The following is an 18007-nucleotide window of genomic DNA, read 5'->3' on the forward strand; positions in this document are numbered from 1 at the left end:
TTATCTTATAATAAATATGGGCGTTTATAACTTTGTGCTACAACTATAAAAAGTCAATCCCATTGGAATTGACCTTTTATAAACCGTGGCAACAGAAGGATGTCATAAAACTAGGATTTGATATTGTAGCATTTCACTTGTGAAAAGTATAACATGATTAACTAAGAATAGATGTGTCAATCCTTGGAACATTAGCTATAACTTGATTTTTTGAGTATATATAATAGTTAGTGGGCTATAGAATTCATCCTATATCACTATTAATAATTAGCATTTTTTAATAATAAAAAAGGATGTCTAAAAAAATTCTATTTTTTTAGACATCCTTTTTATCTATTTTATTAATAATCCTGTAGGAGTAACTTGATATGTTTTTTTCTTGCCTACAAATTCCTGTTTACTATTCTCAAGATTAGTAAGTGTGGCACGGGTCTTTTCCTTCTGTGCTTCTCCCTCTATATGAGTAAACTCGATATAATCCCCTACCTTAACTGGAACGGTTTGGCTTTCAGCATTTTGTTGTCTATTTCCTACAATTTCTTTATTGTACAATATATTGCCCGATGAGTTTTGAACTTTAATGCTTGCATACGTACTAGTAAAATAGGAATGGGGGATACCCGCTTCTAATTTAATCTGCATTTTTTCTGTTGCTTTGTTATACTCTACTTTTGCGATTTCTCGATCATTATATCCCTTTAAAGACCAGTTAAATTGATTTCCATCTAAAACTGTTGTTTCTGGCATTTTTTCTACTTTCTTCAGGCCTTCTTTTGTAACTTGATATCTTGCTGTCTTTCCAATGGTTTCATTTTTGTTATTTTCAAGGTTAATTAAAGTCGCTCGCGTCTTTTCCTTTGTTGCTTCCCCTTCTATATGAGTAAGTTCAATGTAATCCCCTATTTTAACGGGCACAGTTTGGCTTTCAGCATTTTGTTGTTTATTTCCCACGATTTCCTTATTGTACAGAACGTTGCCAGAAGCATTCTGGACCTTAATACTCGCATACGTACTAGTAAAGTAGGAATGGGGTACACCTGCTTCTAGTTTTACCTTCATCTCTTCTACTGTTTTATCATAATTTACTTTTGCAATTTCTCTATCACTATATCCTTTTAATGACCATGCAAATTGATTTCCATCTAAAACTGTTGTTTCTGGCATTTTTTCTACTTTCTTTAGACCTTCTTTTGTAACTTCGTATATGGCTTTTTTTCCAAAGCTCTCTTGTTTACTATTATCTACATTTGTGAGAGTAGCTCTATGCACACCTTCTAGATGTGTTAACTCTATATAGTCTCCTACCTTGACCGAAACTTTTTGCGATTCAGCATTTTGTTGTTTGTTTCCATAAATCTCTTTATTATAGACCACTTTACCTGATGTGTTTTGCACTTTAATACTTGCATATGTACTATCAAAGTAGTTATGTGGTACACCTGCTTTTAAATCAATTTGCATTTCTTCTGTTGATTTATTTAAATTTACTTTTGCGAATTCAAAATCTCCAATCCCTTTCAGCGACCATGCAAACTGGTTTCCTTCTAAAATATTATTTACATTAGGTATATCTGGTTTAATTGGATTAGAATCCGTCCCCTTCCAAATCTCTGCTGTTAAAATTGGATATCCTAATGCAGCTACTTTTTGAATGGTATCGTTATTTGGACGTAATCCCCACTTCTCAAAGAAAGGAATCAAATTTTGTTTGGCTACTTTTGATGCTGAAATCATAAATAATTGTTTTTTATTTTCATCGGTTTGTGGAAGTTCACTTGAAGGCATGTCTCTATACAATTGATGCAATTTAGGATAGAAATCCTCTCCATACGCTAACTGTAGTTGCCAAAGCATAACAAGCTTTACAAAAACATCGCTAATTTCATCATAATTTTTATTCCCTTGTTCTAGATATTGAAATGCTTTTGGATAAATTCCACTTTTCTCTAAGTTGGATGGTTGATTAAATGCTTTTTCTACAGAAAGGCTGTATATATTATTTTGTACTTCTGTCATATTATAAAACTTCCAGGGCGATTGTTGTCTCAAATGTCCTGCCTCATGCCAAGGGCCCCAGCCATCTGTTACAAATTTATTAATATCTAGCACGTATTGGATTGCATCTCCTACATATGCTGTTCGATAAGAAGTTGCATACATATAATAATCAGGAGAATGATTTTCTTCTACGTAATGAACATAATGTTTATCTACTTGTTCTTCAGATAATCCAGCTACTTTGTCTTGAATTCGAGTAGCTTCATCCATCTTTTTTAAGAGTTGTACAGGATCTGTATTAGAACCCAACAAATATTTCTTAACACGTGCAGGGCTGGCCGTAATTAATACACGTTCGCCTTTTAACTCCACTGCATGTGCATTAGGATACTGGTCCAGCATGTTTATTAAATCTTGTTTCGTATGCTTTCCTAGTTCAAAGAAAGGCATAGTCGTTCCACCTGTTGTGATTGTTGTTCGAATGGTACCCCCTTGTTGTTTATTATAAAAATAAATCATCCCCCCATTTGGAGATTGGATTGTGTTTATACCAGGTTTTAATGTAAATGATTTTATCTTTGAATCTTCTCTCCAAGAAGCATCATACGAATACGTTCCAATATATACCTGAATATCTTGATTACCTTCCACATTAATCGTTATTTGTTCATTTGGCTTTGCATATAAACCAGTTGGTTCATATGGACTAAATGCCATACTTTTTCTTTCCTGTTGTTTCAGTATCTCAACATCCCCTTTTCCTGGGACTGTAAATGTTCTATTTTCTGATTTAACTGATTTTTCACTTTGCAGTGATGTCGATAAATTTTTTTGTTGCTGCGTTTCCTCTGCAAAGACATCTGATGAAGAAGCCATTCCAGAAGCAATTATAGTTAATGTTGCAGTAGCTACTAGTATTCTTTTGGTTTTATACTTTGATTTATTCCCCATAGTATCTCCCTCTCATTTCCTTGATCAATTTAATAGTTTTGGTTTCTTTAGCATGTATTTACGTGCAAAAACAGTTCATGAACTTGTATTTATTACTTTTTTACATAGTCCTCCCTTATTCTATTTATAATTATATTTTGATATTATTTTATGACACATATTAATACAACTTTATAAAATATCAATCAATAATGAGCTTTTATGTTTTGATTTGGTATGCTTAACTATCTTATAAATCAAATAAATTACATAAAGGTATTCATTTCGTATGAATAATACTTTAAATCAAATTATTTTCAGATTAATAATTCACAAAAAATTAATATTATGTAAAATCCTATCAATGAAATAAATACAAATTGATTTGTCATATATACATTGAAATCACTAAGACATTTACTATCATCCGAATAATTAATTCCTTTTTCTATTTCAGTTTAATTTTTAAGTTATTAGGAGATAAAAAAGCGAATCTATTTTGAAAATAGATTCGCTTTTTTACGTATAACATAAACTTTCAAGTTCTTTTAATTGAATTTTTTATAAAAAGAAAAGGTACTTCCCAAAAGAGAAGGATCCTACTTGCTCAAACATGTAGGTCGTGATAACCTTTTTCTCTGATATATCTCATTTATAGTTTGTTTAATTGACTATGTCTTTTAGAATACATAAAATATACTATTATCCCTATAAATAACCAAATACCGAAATAAACCCAGGTTTTTAAAGGTAGATTTACCATTAAAAATAAGCAACATGTTATTGAAATAATCGGTAAGATTGGTACCAGTGGTACCATGAAACCACGTTTTAAATTTGGATGTGTTTTACGAAGAATAATAACTGACACACCAACCATCGCAAATGTTAATAACGCTCCAATATTCGCTAAATTCGATAATTCTTTTAAATCGATAAATCCAGCAATTAAAGCACTACCAATGCCTGTTAACCAAGTTGAGAATACTGGTGCTTCTGTCTTCTTATTAATTTTCGCAAACGATTTTGGTAATAAACCGTCACGACTCATCGCAAAGAATACACGTGTTGTCGCATAAATGTAAGCGAAAATTACAGCCATAATACCAATTACAGCTCCAACTGCGATTATACCCGCTACTTTATCTTGTCCTACAACTTCTAATACGTAGGCCATTGCTTCTGGTACATCTAATTCCTTATAAGAAACCATACCAGTCATAACAAGACAAACTATAACATAAATAATTGTACAAATAACTAGCGAAGCAATAATACCAATCGGTAAATCACGTTGTGGATTTTTTACTTCTTCAGCAGATGTTGCTAACGCATCAAATCCTAAAAAGGCAAAAAATACTGCAGCTCCTCCGGCAAAGATTCCGCTTATACCATAAGGTGCAAACGGGATCCAGTTTTCTGGTTTTACGTAAAATATACCAACTGAAATGAATAAAACAACAATACCAATTTTTATTAATACCATTGCGTTATTCACTCGCTTACTTTCTTTCGTGCCTTTTGATAATAACCAAGTTAATACCAAAGTAATGATTACTGCTGGTAAGTTAACGATTCCACCTTGTGTTGGAATTTTTAAAAGTGATTTTGGTATCTCAATCCCAAACCCGTTTAATAAGTTTTGAAAATAGCCTGTCCATCCACCCGCTACTGCGGCAGTTGTAACTATATATACAGACAATAAAGTCCATCCCATTAAGTAGGCTACAAACTCACCAATCGTCGCATATGAATAGGTGTATACACTACCCGAGACTGGAAGAGCAGATGCGATTTCCGCATAACATAGGGCTGCAAACCCACAAACAATTGCGGCAATCATAAATGAAAAAATAACTGCTGGACCCGCATCTCTTGCGGCTACTAATCCAGTTAATACAAGTACTCCTGTACCAATTATTGCACCTATCCCTAGCATGGTAAGGTCAAATGCGCCCAATGTTTTTGTCAAAGTCTTACTTTCACTATCTTGCAACAATTTCCTTACTGATTTTTTCCTAAATAAGTTGGCCATAACACACGCCTCCATTTATTTAAAAAGGAGCTAAGATATCGTCTCCTAGCTCCCCTTAAGTAAATAATTTTATTTTATAAGATTATTCAATCGTTATTTTACCTCATTGGCAACAAAGAAATGCTCACATACACTTGAAATACGTTTTAAATCCACATTGCCACCTGAAATAACCGCTACTACTTTTTTACCCTGTACATATTTATCAACTTTGCCTGCTAGAAGAGCGGCTGTGGCTAATGCTCCCGCGCCTTCTACGACAGCTTTTCCGCGTTGCAGTAAGTCTTTCATTGCTACTTCTAATTCTTCTTCCGATACAGTTACAATATCATCTACTAGGTCTTTTACAATTTCAAAAGTTAAATTCCCTGGTATTTTTACCGCACAACCATCCGCTATTGTTGGTGCTTCATAGTGTTCTAAAATTCTCCCCGCATCATAAGAAGCTTTCATTCCATGAACATTATCTGCTTGAACCCCAATAATATTAATGGAAGGATTAAATGATTTCAGCGCTACAGCAATTCCTGAAATAATTCCTCCTCCACCAATAGGTACAATAACAGTATCAACATCCCACATATCATCCAGAATATCTAACCCAATTGTCCCTTGGCCAGCCATTACTTCTACATCATCATATGGATGTAGGTATGTTTCGCCTGTTTCTTTTATAATCTCTTCACACTTCGCTTTTGCATCATCAAATGTATCACCGTATAAAATAACTTCAGAACCATATCCTCTCGTCGCATCCACTTTAGCTTGCGGTGCAGAGGTTGGCATCACAATTTTACTTTTAATTCCTAGTAAATGGGAAGATAATGCAACACCTTGTGCATGATTTCCAGCTGAACAAGCGATTACACCACGTTCTTTCTCTTCATTTGTTAGTTGGGAAATTTTATTAAATGCACCACGAAATTTGAATGAACCCGTTAACTGCATGTTTTCCAGCTTTAAATAAATTTCTCCACCCGCTTTACTAGTTAAATAGAAAGATTTAACCAAAGGTGTTTTTCGGGCATTTACATCAAGAATTTCTTTGGCTTTTTTAATGTCAGTGATATCTAACAATACGTTTTTGGTAATCATACTAACACTTCTTTCAATTCTTTAAAGTCCAAACCTAGCGTCATACCTAAATTTTCGTAGGTAATAATACCTTTATATACATTTACCCCAGATGCTAATGATGATTTATTTTGAATTGCAATTTCTAATCCATCTTTAGAAATTGCTAATAAATACTCAATATTTCCATTTGCCAACGCCATAGTTGAAGTACGTGGGGTGGCACCAGGCATATTTGGTACTGCATAATGAATTACGTCATGTTTAATAAATACAGGATTATCATGAGTTGTATAATGATCAATAGTTTCTACTGTACCACCTTGATCTATTGCGATATCCACAATGACACTTCCTGGCTTCATAGATTGAACCATATACTCTTTAACAATTTTAGGAGGGCGAGATCCTGGTATTAAAATTGTTGAAATAAATAAATCTGCTTCTTTAATCGTTCGCTCTAGATTTTCAGTATTAGATTCAATTATATTTACTTCTTCTGTTGCGTATTGCTTTCTTAAATATGCAATTCTTTCTTGATTAACCTCTAGGATTGTAACACTACATCCAATTCCAATTGCCATATCACAGGCATTAGTTGCAGCATTCCCTCCACCTAGGATTACAACTTTTCCGGCTGGGATTCCCTCAATACCTGATAATAAAATCCCCTCTCCTTGATGTTGTTTTTCTAAATAATATGCTCCCATAAATACAGCACGTCTTCCAGCAATTGCACTCATAGGTTTTAATAATGCTAAATTTCCATCCTCACTAATAGTTTCACCAGCAATCGCAGTAGTACCAGCATTTCTCATTGCTTCTACACACTCTTTCGACGCAGCCAGATGTAAAAATCCCCAAACGATTAGATCCTTTTTAAAGTAATGGTATTCTGCAGGTAGTGGTTCTTTTACCTTTACTACCATATCAACATCCCATGCCTGGCCTTGATTTACTATGCTTGCTCCTGCATTTATATATTCATCATTTGTATAACCAGAACCTAATCCAGCATCTTTTTGTACTAAAACTTCATTTCCAGCTGAAACTAATTTTTGAACATTTTCTGGAGTCATCCCTACACGAGCTTCCCCTTTTTTTATCTCTTTCACTACACCAATTTTCATATCTACACATCCTTTTTTAGAGTGAGTTATAAATTAAATTAATTATTGTCAGATAAAAATAAGATTCTAAATATTCACCCTTACAATATTTTTCAAATATAATTTAATTTATAACATTGGATTGCACCTACAAGATACCATTAGTAAAAATAAGAGGTCAACAATTTTGTGAAACATTTCACAAAATGTTTTATTTAGTTGATTTTCTATATTTTATATCGAAAATATGATTGAACCCCTCAACACTTTGTGATATTCTTCACAAGAATATATCTTCTCTTTTGAATTTCGATTTACCATTTTACTATATCAAAATATTAAAATACCTCATTTATTCTTATTATTCATATAAAAGAAATCTCGTTTTTAACTTCATGTTTCGGGTTAAATTAAAGAATTTCTTTTAATGTATAATTCATGGAATTTTACTCGCCTCAAATCATGTGAAAATTTTCACATGATTTGAGGCGAAATTAAACTTTCTTTACTTATACGTTTAATTTCTTTTTTATTTAGTATCTGAAATGTATTCAAATTCTCTAGCTGGTAAGGATGAGGGGCGGCTATTTGTATGGATACAGGATATACTATCAAATAATTTAACAAACAGGATAAAGAATTCATAAGAGAATTTATATATTTTTCTAATTGGGAGTGATTATTTTGTCACAACAACAACTAAAAAAGGATATTGGTTTCTTTGCAGCATTAACCACAGTTATTGGTACCGTTATCGGCGCCGGAGTATTTTTCAAGCCCACTGCATTATATGGAGTAACAGGAACAGCTAGCCTAGGATTACTTGCATGGGTAATTGGTGGTATCTTGACCGTTTGCGCAGGACTAACTGCTGCTGAACTATCTGCCGCTATTCCTGAAACGGGGGGAATGATGGCATATTTAAAGAGGACTTATGGAAACTTAACTGCTTTCTTGCTTGGCTGGGCACAAACTGTCATATACTTCCCTGCAAATATTGCAGCTCTTGCTATTATTTTCGGGACACAAACGGTTAGTTTATTTGGCCTAAATGTTAATGAACACAAAATACTAATTATCGCAATTGCAATTATCACAGCAACATTTGTAACTCTTATGAACTTTTTAGGAGCTAAAGCAGCTGGTGGAATCCAAATGGCTTCGACTATATGCAAATTGGTTCCATTAGCATTGATTATTATTTTTGGATTACTACACAAAAGTGACGTTACTTTTCAGCTTTTTCCAATTGAGGCAGGGCCGAACAAATCTATGATATCTGCCCTTGGATCTGGTTTACTCGCAACAATGTTCGCCTATGATGGATGGATTCATGTAGGCAATATTGCTGGAGAAATGAAAAACCCTAAAAAAGACTTGCCTAAAGCAATCGTATTAGGATTATCAACAGTAATGGTTGTTTATTTATTAATTAATGTCGCGTTTCTAATGGTCATGTCTGCAACATCGCTCGCAGGTACTGATACACCCGCTTCTCAAGTAGCTACAATTCTTTTTGGAGCTATGGGAGGCAAACTAGTTACCATTGGCATTTTAATTTCCGTATTTGGAACGATTAATGGTTATATTATGACAGGAATGCGAATTCCTTATGCCATGGCTATTGAGAACAAACTACCATTTAGTAAATGGTTTGCTACATTATCTAAAACTAGTCGGGTCCCTTATAATTCTGGTCTATTTATGCTATTTATTTCAATTATTATGATGGCCGTCGGCGGATTCAATACTCTTACTGATATGTTGGTATTTGTAATATGGATATTCTACACAATGACATTCCTTGCTGTATTCATCTTACGAAAAAGGGAACCCGAACTTGTGCGACCTTATAAAGTTCCATTGTATCCTTTTATACCATTAGTTGCTATTATTGGCGGATTGTTCATTGTTATTAATACCTTATTCACCCAACCTCTGCTAGCTTTATGTGGAATAGGTCTAACTGCACTCGGCCTCCCTATTTATTACACTATGCGTAAAAAGGGACAATTTGGTTTAGAAAATCATAACGAGTAGATCAGTCTTTCTTAAAGATGTGATACAAAATTTTATGATTAGATTGCAATTAATAAATAGTCTATTTTACTTCTTTATCCTTCTAAGAGATACATTAGTCTAACAAATAATAAACAAGGAGAACCCTTTTTGGGTTCTCCTTGTTTATTATTTGCCAGTGTTCTAGTTCTTTACCCTAAGTTAATTTATGCTTTATCCATGTTGCATTTCTACCTTTAGAAACTAATTTAATGTATCCCTGTGAATTTAAAGCGTGTAATGTTTTATTTATAGTACTTTCACTTATGTCTGGATACATGTTTCGAATATTTTCTTTAGTAAAAGGATTATCTTGTCTGTCTATGTATTTTTCAATTCTTTTTCTTTTAGTATGAGTGCTAATACAATTTTTTATTACATAATTCAATTCTTTATATGCAACTAAAACAATATCTAAAAAATTTTTCATCCAGAAAACTACGTTATGATCGCCTTGATACCAGTGAGCTGCAGATTTATACAGAGCATCATAATAATCTGATTCATATTCTTTGAAATATTTATCTATACATGTATATTTTACAAATGTAAATCCACTTTCAATTAATAACCATTGAATTAATATTATTGCTAACTTGCCATTCCCTTTATTAAATGGATAAATACATAGGAAATTTAAGATAAATTGAGGAATTAGTAGGAGCGGATGAAAATTCCCTTTAGCCCTTAATGCATTATATTGTTCGCATAGATGATACAAATATTGCAGAACCATTTCATATAAAACAACTGTACGTAATGTGAACTACCCGCCACTTAACGTCCTAACGGACTGTTTGAAGTGGGGGCTTCTCGGTTAGTCGTTACTTTTGGTAGCTAACGAATTCGTCCTAAGACAGCCGAGCTAACTCCCTTGTTCCAAGGGTTATTTTATTGCTATCTATGCTAACGCCAATAGGCGTATTGCTTCATTTTTGATATTGATAGCTGCGTTATAATCTCTATCGAGATTTACACCGCATATACAAGAATAGACTCGCTCAGACAATGACATATTTTTCACATTTCCACAACTGCTACATGTTTTTGTGGAAGGAAACCATTTGTCTATTTTCACAAGCTGTTTGCCTTGTTCATTTAGTTTGTAAGCTAAGAAAGAAGTGAACATACCCCAAGCATTATCAGCGACGCTTTTTCCAAAATGAAATGCTTGCGATATTCCCTTCATATTTAGATCTTCAATAGCTACAACATCAAAATGAGTAGCTAACTCTTTAGACTTATGATGAAGGAAGTTCTTACGTTGGTTTGCTACTTTTTCATGCAGCTTAGCTACACGGATACGTTGTTTATTCCAACGCCCTGAACCTTTTGTACGTCTTGATAATACTCGTTGCGCCTTTGCTAATCGGTCTAACATTTCACGATAGAACTTAGGATAATTGGCTCTCTCATCCTCAGAACTGACGTATAATTGATCCATCGCAAAGTCTAATCCAACAACTGTTTCTACTTCTCTTTGTACGATCTCTTTTTCGTATTCAGTCAAAATGGACACATAGTATTTACCAGTAGGTGTCATAGAAATCGTACATGACTTGATTATATGGTCTTGTGGTATTTCTCTATGCTGTTTGATACGTACCATTTTCAGTTTTGGCAATTTGATATGACCATTAAGCAACATAATATTTCCGTTCACTACATTCGTTGTATAAGACTTTCTGTCTTTTTTGCTTTTGAATGTTGGGAAGTCATTTTGACCACGAAAGAAATTTTTATAGGCAGTTTGCAAGTTTAGTTGAGCATTTGCCAAAGCTAATGAATCAACTTCTTTTAACCACTCAAATTCTGCTTTGTATTTTGCAGGAGTGGGAAGCTTTTGTTTCTTTAGTTGATCCTTATCATCTTTATGTTTTTCATACGCTTCTTTCCGTTCAGCTAACATTCTGTTATACACGAAACGTACACAACCGAAGGTTTTACGCATAAGATGTGCTTGGTCTTCTGTTGGATACATACGGAATTTATATGCTTTATTCTGCTTTGTCATATCATTTCACCTCACTTTTCACTTTGATTTTCAATATATGTTTTTACTACGTCTATTGGCGAACCACCAGTAGTTAGCAAGCAAAAACTTCTTGCCCAAAACATCTCTTTCCAAAGTTTCTTTTTCACTTGTGGAAAGTCTCTTTTAATAAGTCGAGAACTTGCACTTTTATAAGCATTAATGAATTTTGTCATTTCTGTATTAGGATGTGCCTTGAACAAAATATGAACGTGGTCTACATCATGATTCCATTCAACTAACGTGATGTTATAGTTTTCAGATAGTCGAACAAACATATCTTTTGCATAGTCTGACATATCATCATCAAATACATTTTTTCTGTATTTCACAACCAACACAAGGTGATAATATAACAAGAATACTGAATGATTATTACTATCTAATTTCATTTATATACCAGCCTTTATAATTTATAAGACTGATTATATCAGAGGTAAAATAAAAAGGAAAACCTTTTGGCTACGCCCTTCACACGCTTGTGGAAGGAGAATTCTTTCGGGAAATTCGTTAAAAATTTGGCTCTAACCTATGAATTTAATGGAATCCAATTTGTATCCCAATACTCGAATAAAGATAATTTGTGACATATTTTAAAATAAACTACATATCAAGCACTCTTTTTTTAAAATTGATATAATATGAGCAAACATCATTGCTCAATACTTCACAATCAAAAAGGAGAAATTGATATGAGAAAACGAAAACGCTTAGTAATAATCGGTAATAGTATATCTAGTTTACGCTGTATTGAACAGATTTTAATACAAAATCCTAATATGTATAGCATTTCTATTTTCAGTGATGAACTCTATCCTCTCTACAATCAAATAAACACTATCTCATTAAAATTAGATATTAAAAATAGAATGCAAAAGCAATATGATTGGTACAAACAACATAATATTAAGCTTTTTACAAACGAAAAGGTAATAGAAATTGATCGTGAGGACGAGGTCATTGTGACAGATAAACGCCGTATTGTTTTCTACGATAAACTCATCATTGCAATAGGATCTACTGCTTTTATTTTTCCCGTTAAAGGACTGCAATTATTTGGAGTAAATAAACTTAGAACAACTGAAGAAATCCAATTTCTATTAAATATTAAGAAGCATGCAAAGAAAGCTATTATTATTGGCAATGGCCTGCTCGGTCTAAAAATTGCACAAAAATTATTTGATTTTGGAATAGACGTCCACGTAGTTCATTTCAGTTCACACTTAATGGCAAAACAAGATATCTTGGCTTGTTCATTACTATGTAACAAGCTAAAAGCAAAAGGGATTCAATTTCTCATGGAAAAAAACACGGTTAAAATCCTAGGTACAGACTATGCAGAGGGGATCCAATTCGAAGATGGCACTATTAAAAAATACGATTTAATTGTAATACCTATTGGTAGGCGACCTAATACACATTTAGCAAAAAAAGCTGGCTTATATGTTAAACGTGGCATAGTTGTTAATAAGTATATGCAAACAAATGATAAATTAATTTATGCAATTGGTGAATGCACTGAACACAATGGTATTACATTAGGATTTCCAGCCCCCCTCCACGCACAAGCTACTGTATTAGCCGAGCATATAACAAATGTACAGACAAATACTCTTTTTGCATAATTTCTTAGTTAATTAAAACTAATTCTTTATAACTTTTATCTAAAAAACTCTTCTTAATAATTGTTTAAGAAGAGTTTTAAACCTTTGAAAACGTGTTAAAGAGAACACTGTAATATTGACACATTTGCAACCCCGTTACGTATTAAATTAAAGTATTAATTTAATTAAGGAGACATACTAAAATGCAACGACACAAAAATATTTATCTATTAATTATTTTATGCACGGTATTATGTATAATAACTCTAGTCCATAAAGGTGAAAATAATAGCGTTAAAAATACAACATATGAGATGGATAAACTTGTTAAAATTGATGAAAAAAAACTATCTTCTAAAGAGAATAATCCTTTAGAAGTCCCTTTGATTTTACAAAATCCAGAATTAGAACGTGGATGCGAAGTTACAAGTTTAGCAATGCTTTTAAATTTTAACAGTCTATCCGTTGATAAATTAGAGTTAGCTGAAAATATTAAATATGTACCTTTTCAAAACAATGGATTTATGGGAAATATGGACGAAGGATTTGTTGGAGATATGTATGACATAGATATGCCTGGTTTAGGTGTGCATATTAAGCCGATTTTAGAGTTAGCCAAATTATACATATCAGAGAATTGTATTATAGACTTAACCGGAAGTAATCCTGAGGATTTATATAAGGCAATTGATAAAGAACACCCTGTTTGGATTTTAACAAACGCGAGCTTTCGCAAACTACCTGATTATGAATTTCGTACTTGGAAAACAAATATGGGTGAGAGACAGGTTACATACCGTCAACATAGTGTTTTACTAACTGGATACACCGATCAATATGTATACATTAATGATCCATTAGATACGGAAAAAAATAAAAGAATTGATAAGAAGGATTTTGAAGAAGCATGGGTTCAATTAGGCAGACAAGCCCTAACTATCATTCCTTAAAAAAACACAGAGCTATAAGATTTGAGATAAACTTTAAATTACTAATTTCTCATTATATAATTATTATATAATAATCCCTAGTTTACACGAGAATCACTAACGTTATTTAATTATATAAAATTAAAGGACACACCTATACCATTGGAGTGGTACCTAAGGTGTGTCCCTCGCATAAATCAAAAATATAAGATAAAATAATTTGAAATTTATTTTTTAAGTTTGATTATAAGGCATGTGATATTTTGCGGCTCAAAAAATCCATACCTTATCAATTAAACCGATTGGTAACACATATTCCCTTTTTGTGATTTACTCATATATAATAATTTTAAGAATTCATATAATTAAAATACTTACTAATTTGTAATAACTCCTCTTTTATATTCTGAGAAAGGGGTCTTTTGTCAGAAACTGATAAGTCTTCTAATAGCTAACTGATTTTTTATTATTATTTTCTTATTTCCAACAGAGGCCATGAGCCCTAAACTTTCAAACTTATTCAATTTACGACTAATAGTCTCTCTTGTTACCCCCGCATAATTTGCCAATTCCTCTCGTGTCAATGGCAAGTTAATAAGTATTCCATCCTCTGTACTTTTGCCATATTTATCACAAAACTCCAATAGTATATGAGCAATTCTAACTTCAGGATTGTTTGTCGCTAAATTTTGCACTAAATTCTCTATCTTAGCTAAACGTTTTGTGACAACTTTTAACAACTTTAATGCAATACTTGGATTTCGTTCCATTATATAATCCATATTTTCTTTTTTTAGCATACAGATATGAGTATCTTCTATAGCATACGCACTAAAATTACTTTTTTCATCATAATTAAATATATTTAATTCACAAAAGGATTCACCACTTGTTAGTATATGCAATATTTGCTCTTTCCCTTGAAGAGTTAATGTACATAGCTTTACTTGTCCACTATTAATAATAAATAATGTATCTGATTTATCTCCCTCAAGAATTAATGGCTGACCCTTTTTAAACTTCCTATGTTTTGTCATTGAAGCTATATTACTAATTTCCTCTTCGGAAAGGGTCTTAAAAATTAGTACTTTTCTTGGGCAAAGCTCTCTTGATTTTTTATGATTATCGTCCATACTTTCTCACCTTACTTTAACTATAGAATTAAAAATATACTGATATCCAAGGTTATTATAGACATTTTTATCAAATATTGCAGTGACCCAAATCACAACTATATGTTTATGAAGACAGTGATATACACTATCTTCATAAACATATTTTGATATGGCATAGAAAAATATGGCCCTGAGGAGAAAGGGTGGTGTCAGGGCCATATAGAGTGTACCGAGAATGGCTGAATCGGTATAAGTATCTGCTACATAATTATTATAGAATTTTTTTAAGAATATTTCTGTGACCAGAATCACATTCAAAAATATAAAAAACAATGAGAATACTGTGCAGTATTCTCATTGTTTTTTCCTTCTTATTCATCTAGTGGTGCAAAATGATTTTTATCTTCTCCGCACACAGGACAAACCCAGTCCTCTGGTAAATCTTCGAAACTTGTTCCTGGTTCTATATCCTCATCTGGATCCCCTACCTCTGGGTTATATATATATCCACATGGTAAACAAATGTATTTTTTCATGATTTCCTCTCCTTTTTGTACAGATTTATATTTTTTCTTTTAACTTGTTCATTATTTCACTTATGTTTGTATTTAATAAATCTATTCCTTCTAACGACACATGCTTTTCAATCGCAGATTTGTAAGAAATAGATGCAGCAACTCCTTCTAATGAAATCACACCGACTATTTTATTATCCTTAATAAATAACCTTGTATACTTCTCCTTACCGTCTTCTTCAACAATTGTTGTATCACATTGCTCTTCATTAACAACTCCAATTGAAAATAAAGATACATTGAATGCGTTAAAAATAGTGGTTGGAATTTCTTTTTTATAAATAGCAGTTTTAGAGACCATATTACTACCTGCTACTCTGCCTTGTTCCAAGGCAGTCCCCCATAAGCCTTCAATTTCATTATTTACTTCTGCAACATCTCCCGCGGCGTATACGGAGTCTATATTTGTTCTCATCTCCTCATCCACAACAATTCCTCTATTTAATTTAATAGCCGTATCATGTACAAGTTTAGTATTCGGAGTAACGCCAATTGAGTAAACAATACTATCACAATTAATTTGAGAATTGTCGTTCATCTTTATGCCAGTTACAGATTCTTTCCCGAGAATAGAATCAATAGAAGTATTTAAATACACCTTTACTCCTTCCTTTTCAATTCTTCGTTTCAAGAGAAGCGAAGATTTTGTATCTAATTGTCTTCTCATTAATAAAGGAGCTACTTCTACAATGGATACCTTTTTACCAGCTTTCAGAATAGACCATGCTGTTTCTAACCCTTGTACACCCCCACCAATGGTCACAACACTTTCTTTGTCCTCTAAATGACCTTTAAGCTCATCTGCTTCTTTCATGTCTCTAATAGTAAAAATATTTTTTTTATTAATTCCATTTATCTCTAATCTTCTATTATTCGCTCCTGTACAAATTAATAGTTTATGATAAGAAAATACCGCTTCATTGGATGTAACAATAAATTGCTCATCTGTATTAATTTTTACCACCTTTGTGTTTATAAAAACTGATATGTGATTATCTTGATACCACTTTTTCTTTTTAATTAACACTTTTTCACTGTGTAAATCTGAATACAGATCCTTTGATAATTTAATTCTTTTATAAGGTAGTGATGGCTCCTCACCAAAAATAAATATATTTGATCCTTTATCATACTCTCTAATAGTTTTAGCGGCATTTACAGCCGCTACACCACTCCCAATAATAACAAAATTCTTTTCCATGTTTTCACCTCCATTTTTCTATTAAATAGAACTCAATAATAAATCTGTAACAAATGTTGTTGCATGTTGGATTTTTTTTACTTTCTCCTCATCTCTTGGAGAGAATCTAATCCGAATAGGAAATTCAACATGAGTCATACCTGTAGATTTGATAACTTTTGATGTGCTTTGTACATTCATATTTGTTTCATTGAGGTAATCTTGTATCACTTCAATTGCCTCTCCACTCCAACCATATGAACCGAATGAAGCTGCAATTTTCCCTTCTAGGTTCATTTCTGTGATTTCTTTTAAAATGTCTTCTAAATTACCAATTATATCTGCATATCTAGTTGAAGATCCTATGAAGACTGCATCTGCTTCTTGGATACTCTTTAAAACCTCTAATTTTTTTGATTTATCAGCGTTAAATACTGTTACATGAATATTATCTGCTTCTAAAGTTTCTTTAATAATATTTGCCACTTTTTTTGTATTATTTTTAATTGTTGTATATACAATTGTTACTTTCTTATCTTGATTCGTATCTCTACTCATATCCGCATATAATTTAATATACTTCTGTATATCCTGACGTAAAATGTAGCCATGAGATGGTGCAATCATTTGTACATCCAAATCTTTTAGAGCTTCTATTAATGTTCTTACATATCTTCTATGTGGATGGATAATGGCATTATAATAACCAATAAAGTCTTCCGTAATATCTACATTCGCTTTATCACTGAAAATCTCGTCATTTGCTATATGAGTACTAAAAATATCACAAGGAAATAAAATTTTATCCTCTACACAGTAGGTAATCATTGTTTCTTCAGTATGAAGGTATGGCGTTTCTTTAAATTTCAATGTTTTTCCACCAATATCTAATGTATCACCGTCTTTTACTACTAAAAACTTTCGATTATGCAGTTTATACATCTCTTGTATTTCTGGTACTGCAATTTCTGTACATACAATCGTTGCATTAGTAGCTCTTGATGCTAATGCTGCCAATCCCCCTGAATGGTCGGGTTCTGTATGATTCACTACGATATACTGAATTTCTTGTGGATCAATTAATTTACTTAATGATTCTACAAATTCTCTTCCAAACTCTATATCAACTGTATCGATCACTGTTGGTTTTTCCGTTTTTAGCAAGTACGCGTTATAAGTTGTTCCTTTTGCTAAGATTAAACGATGAAATGGAACTTCTCTATTATCAACTTTTCCTACCCAATATATATCTTTAGTTAACTGAATTTCTTTGCCCATATAACTCAATTCCTCCTCAATCAGATTCGATTTACCACTGAATTATATAAACTTTTTTATAATTAAAAGAGGACTAGAATCACATTTTAA

The 18007-nt window shown here is 32.5% G+C and carries 14 protein-coding genes; 3 read left to right on the plus strand and 11 right to left on the minus strand.

Annotation, left to right across the window (positions count from 1 at the left end; all coding sequences use genetic code 11):
• Positions 1-333: 333 nt before the first annotated feature.
• The 4 genes from ACTFRY_RS24440 to ald all read right to left on the minus strand — a co-directional run bounded on the left by ACTFRY_RS24440 (position 334) and on the right by ald (position 7167).
• The gene (locus tag ACTFRY_RS24440) at positions 334-2949 is read right to left on the minus strand and encodes a putative mucin/carbohydrate-binding domain-containing protein (protein WP_368970758.1); all 2616 of its coding nucleotides are present in this window, start codon (positions 2947-2949) and stop codon (positions 334-336) included.
• Positions 2950-3580: 631 nt separating this feature from the next.
• Positions 3581-4963, minus strand: coding sequence for an amino acid permease (locus ACTFRY_RS24445; RefSeq protein ID WP_001284908.1), 1383 nt, complete (start codon positions 4961-4963; stop codon positions 3581-3583).
• Positions 4964-5056: 93 nt separating this feature from the next.
• Positions 5057-6058, minus strand: a complete 1002-nt coding sequence (tdcB, locus tag ACTFRY_RS24450; protein ID WP_000628977.1) for a bifunctional threonine ammonia-lyase/L-serine ammonia-lyase TdcB — start codon at positions 6056-6058, stop codon at positions 5057-5059.
• Entirely contained in the window at positions 6055-7167 is a 1113-nt protein-coding gene (gene ald, locus ACTFRY_RS24455) for an alanine dehydrogenase (protein WP_000690460.1), read from the minus strand. The genes tdcB and ald overlap by 4 nt, the downstream gene beginning before the upstream one ends.
• Before the next feature lie 663 nt (positions 7168-7830).
• On the opposite strand from ald, the gene ACTFRY_RS24460 reads away from it, so the two are divergent.
• Positions 7831-9186, plus strand: coding sequence for an APC family permease (locus ACTFRY_RS24460; RefSeq protein ID WP_000082756.1), 1356 nt, complete (start codon positions 7831-7833; stop codon positions 9184-9186).
• 175 nt (positions 9187-9361) lie between these two features.
• Here ACTFRY_RS24460 and ACTFRY_RS24465 read toward each other — a convergent pair whose 3' ends face one another.
• The 3 genes from ACTFRY_RS24465 to tnpA all read right to left on the minus strand — a co-directional run bounded on the left by ACTFRY_RS24465 (position 9362) and on the right by tnpA (position 11628).
• On the minus strand, positions 9362-9940 hold the full coding sequence (locus tag ACTFRY_RS24465; RefSeq protein WP_241675162.1) for a Fic family protein: 579 nt from the start codon (positions 9938-9940) through the stop codon (positions 9362-9364).
• Positions 9941-10105: 165 nt separating this feature from the next.
• Complete coding sequence (locus tag ACTFRY_RS24470; protein WP_369622719.1) at positions 10106-11218, minus strand: RNA-guided endonuclease TnpB family protein; 1113 nt, start codon at positions 11216-11218, stop codon at positions 10106-10108.
• 11 nt (positions 11219-11229) lie between these two features.
• The gene (gene tnpA, locus ACTFRY_RS24475) at positions 11230-11628 is read right to left on the minus strand and encodes an IS200/IS605 family transposase (protein ID WP_369622718.1); all 399 of its coding nucleotides are present in this window, start codon (positions 11626-11628) and stop codon (positions 11230-11232) included.
• A gap of 300 nt (positions 11629-11928) precedes the next feature.
• Here tnpA and ACTFRY_RS24480 point away from each other — a divergent pair, with 300 nt between their 5' ends.
• The gene (locus ACTFRY_RS24480) at positions 11929-12861 is read left to right on the plus strand and encodes an FAD-dependent oxidoreductase (RefSeq protein ID WP_070861318.1); all 933 of its coding nucleotides are present in this window, start codon (positions 11929-11931) and stop codon (positions 12859-12861) included.
• A 182-nt stretch (positions 12862-13043) separates the two neighbouring features.
• Entirely contained in the window at positions 13044-13790 is a 747-nt protein-coding gene (locus ACTFRY_RS24485; protein WP_050822662.1) for a C39 family peptidase, read from the plus strand.
• 404 nt (positions 13791-14194) lie between these two features.
• Here ACTFRY_RS24485 and ACTFRY_RS24490 read toward each other — a convergent pair whose 3' ends face one another.
• From ACTFRY_RS24490 to ACTFRY_RS24505, 4 genes are all read right to left on the minus strand, one after another.
• Complete coding sequence (locus ACTFRY_RS24490; protein ID WP_000342564.1) at positions 14195-14902, minus strand: Crp/Fnr family transcriptional regulator; 708 nt, start codon at positions 14900-14902, stop codon at positions 14195-14197.
• A gap of 353 nt (positions 14903-15255) precedes the next feature.
• Positions 15256-15420, minus strand: a complete 165-nt coding sequence (rd, locus tag ACTFRY_RS24495; protein ID WP_000759867.1) for a rubredoxin — start codon at positions 15418-15420, stop codon at positions 15256-15258.
• A gap of 25 nt (positions 15421-15445) precedes the next feature.
• Positions 15446-16660 (minus strand): NAD(P)/FAD-dependent oxidoreductase, encoded by a 1215-nt coding sequence (locus ACTFRY_RS24500; RefSeq protein ID WP_050822663.1) that lies wholly within the window; start codon positions 16658-16660, stop codon positions 15446-15448.
• Between the two features lie 21 nt (positions 16661-16681).
• A complete protein-coding gene (locus tag ACTFRY_RS24505; protein WP_000513994.1) occupies positions 16682-17917 on the minus strand; it encodes an FprA family A-type flavoprotein in 1236 nt (411 codons plus the stop codon).
• Between the last annotated feature and the right edge of the window lie 90 nt (positions 17918-18007).

It is taken from the genome of Bacillus cereus group sp. MYBK195-1 (assembly GCF_051916605.1).
Taxonomy (GTDB): domain Bacteria; phylum Bacillota; class Bacilli; order Bacillales; family Bacillaceae_G; genus Bacillus_A; species Bacillus_A cereus.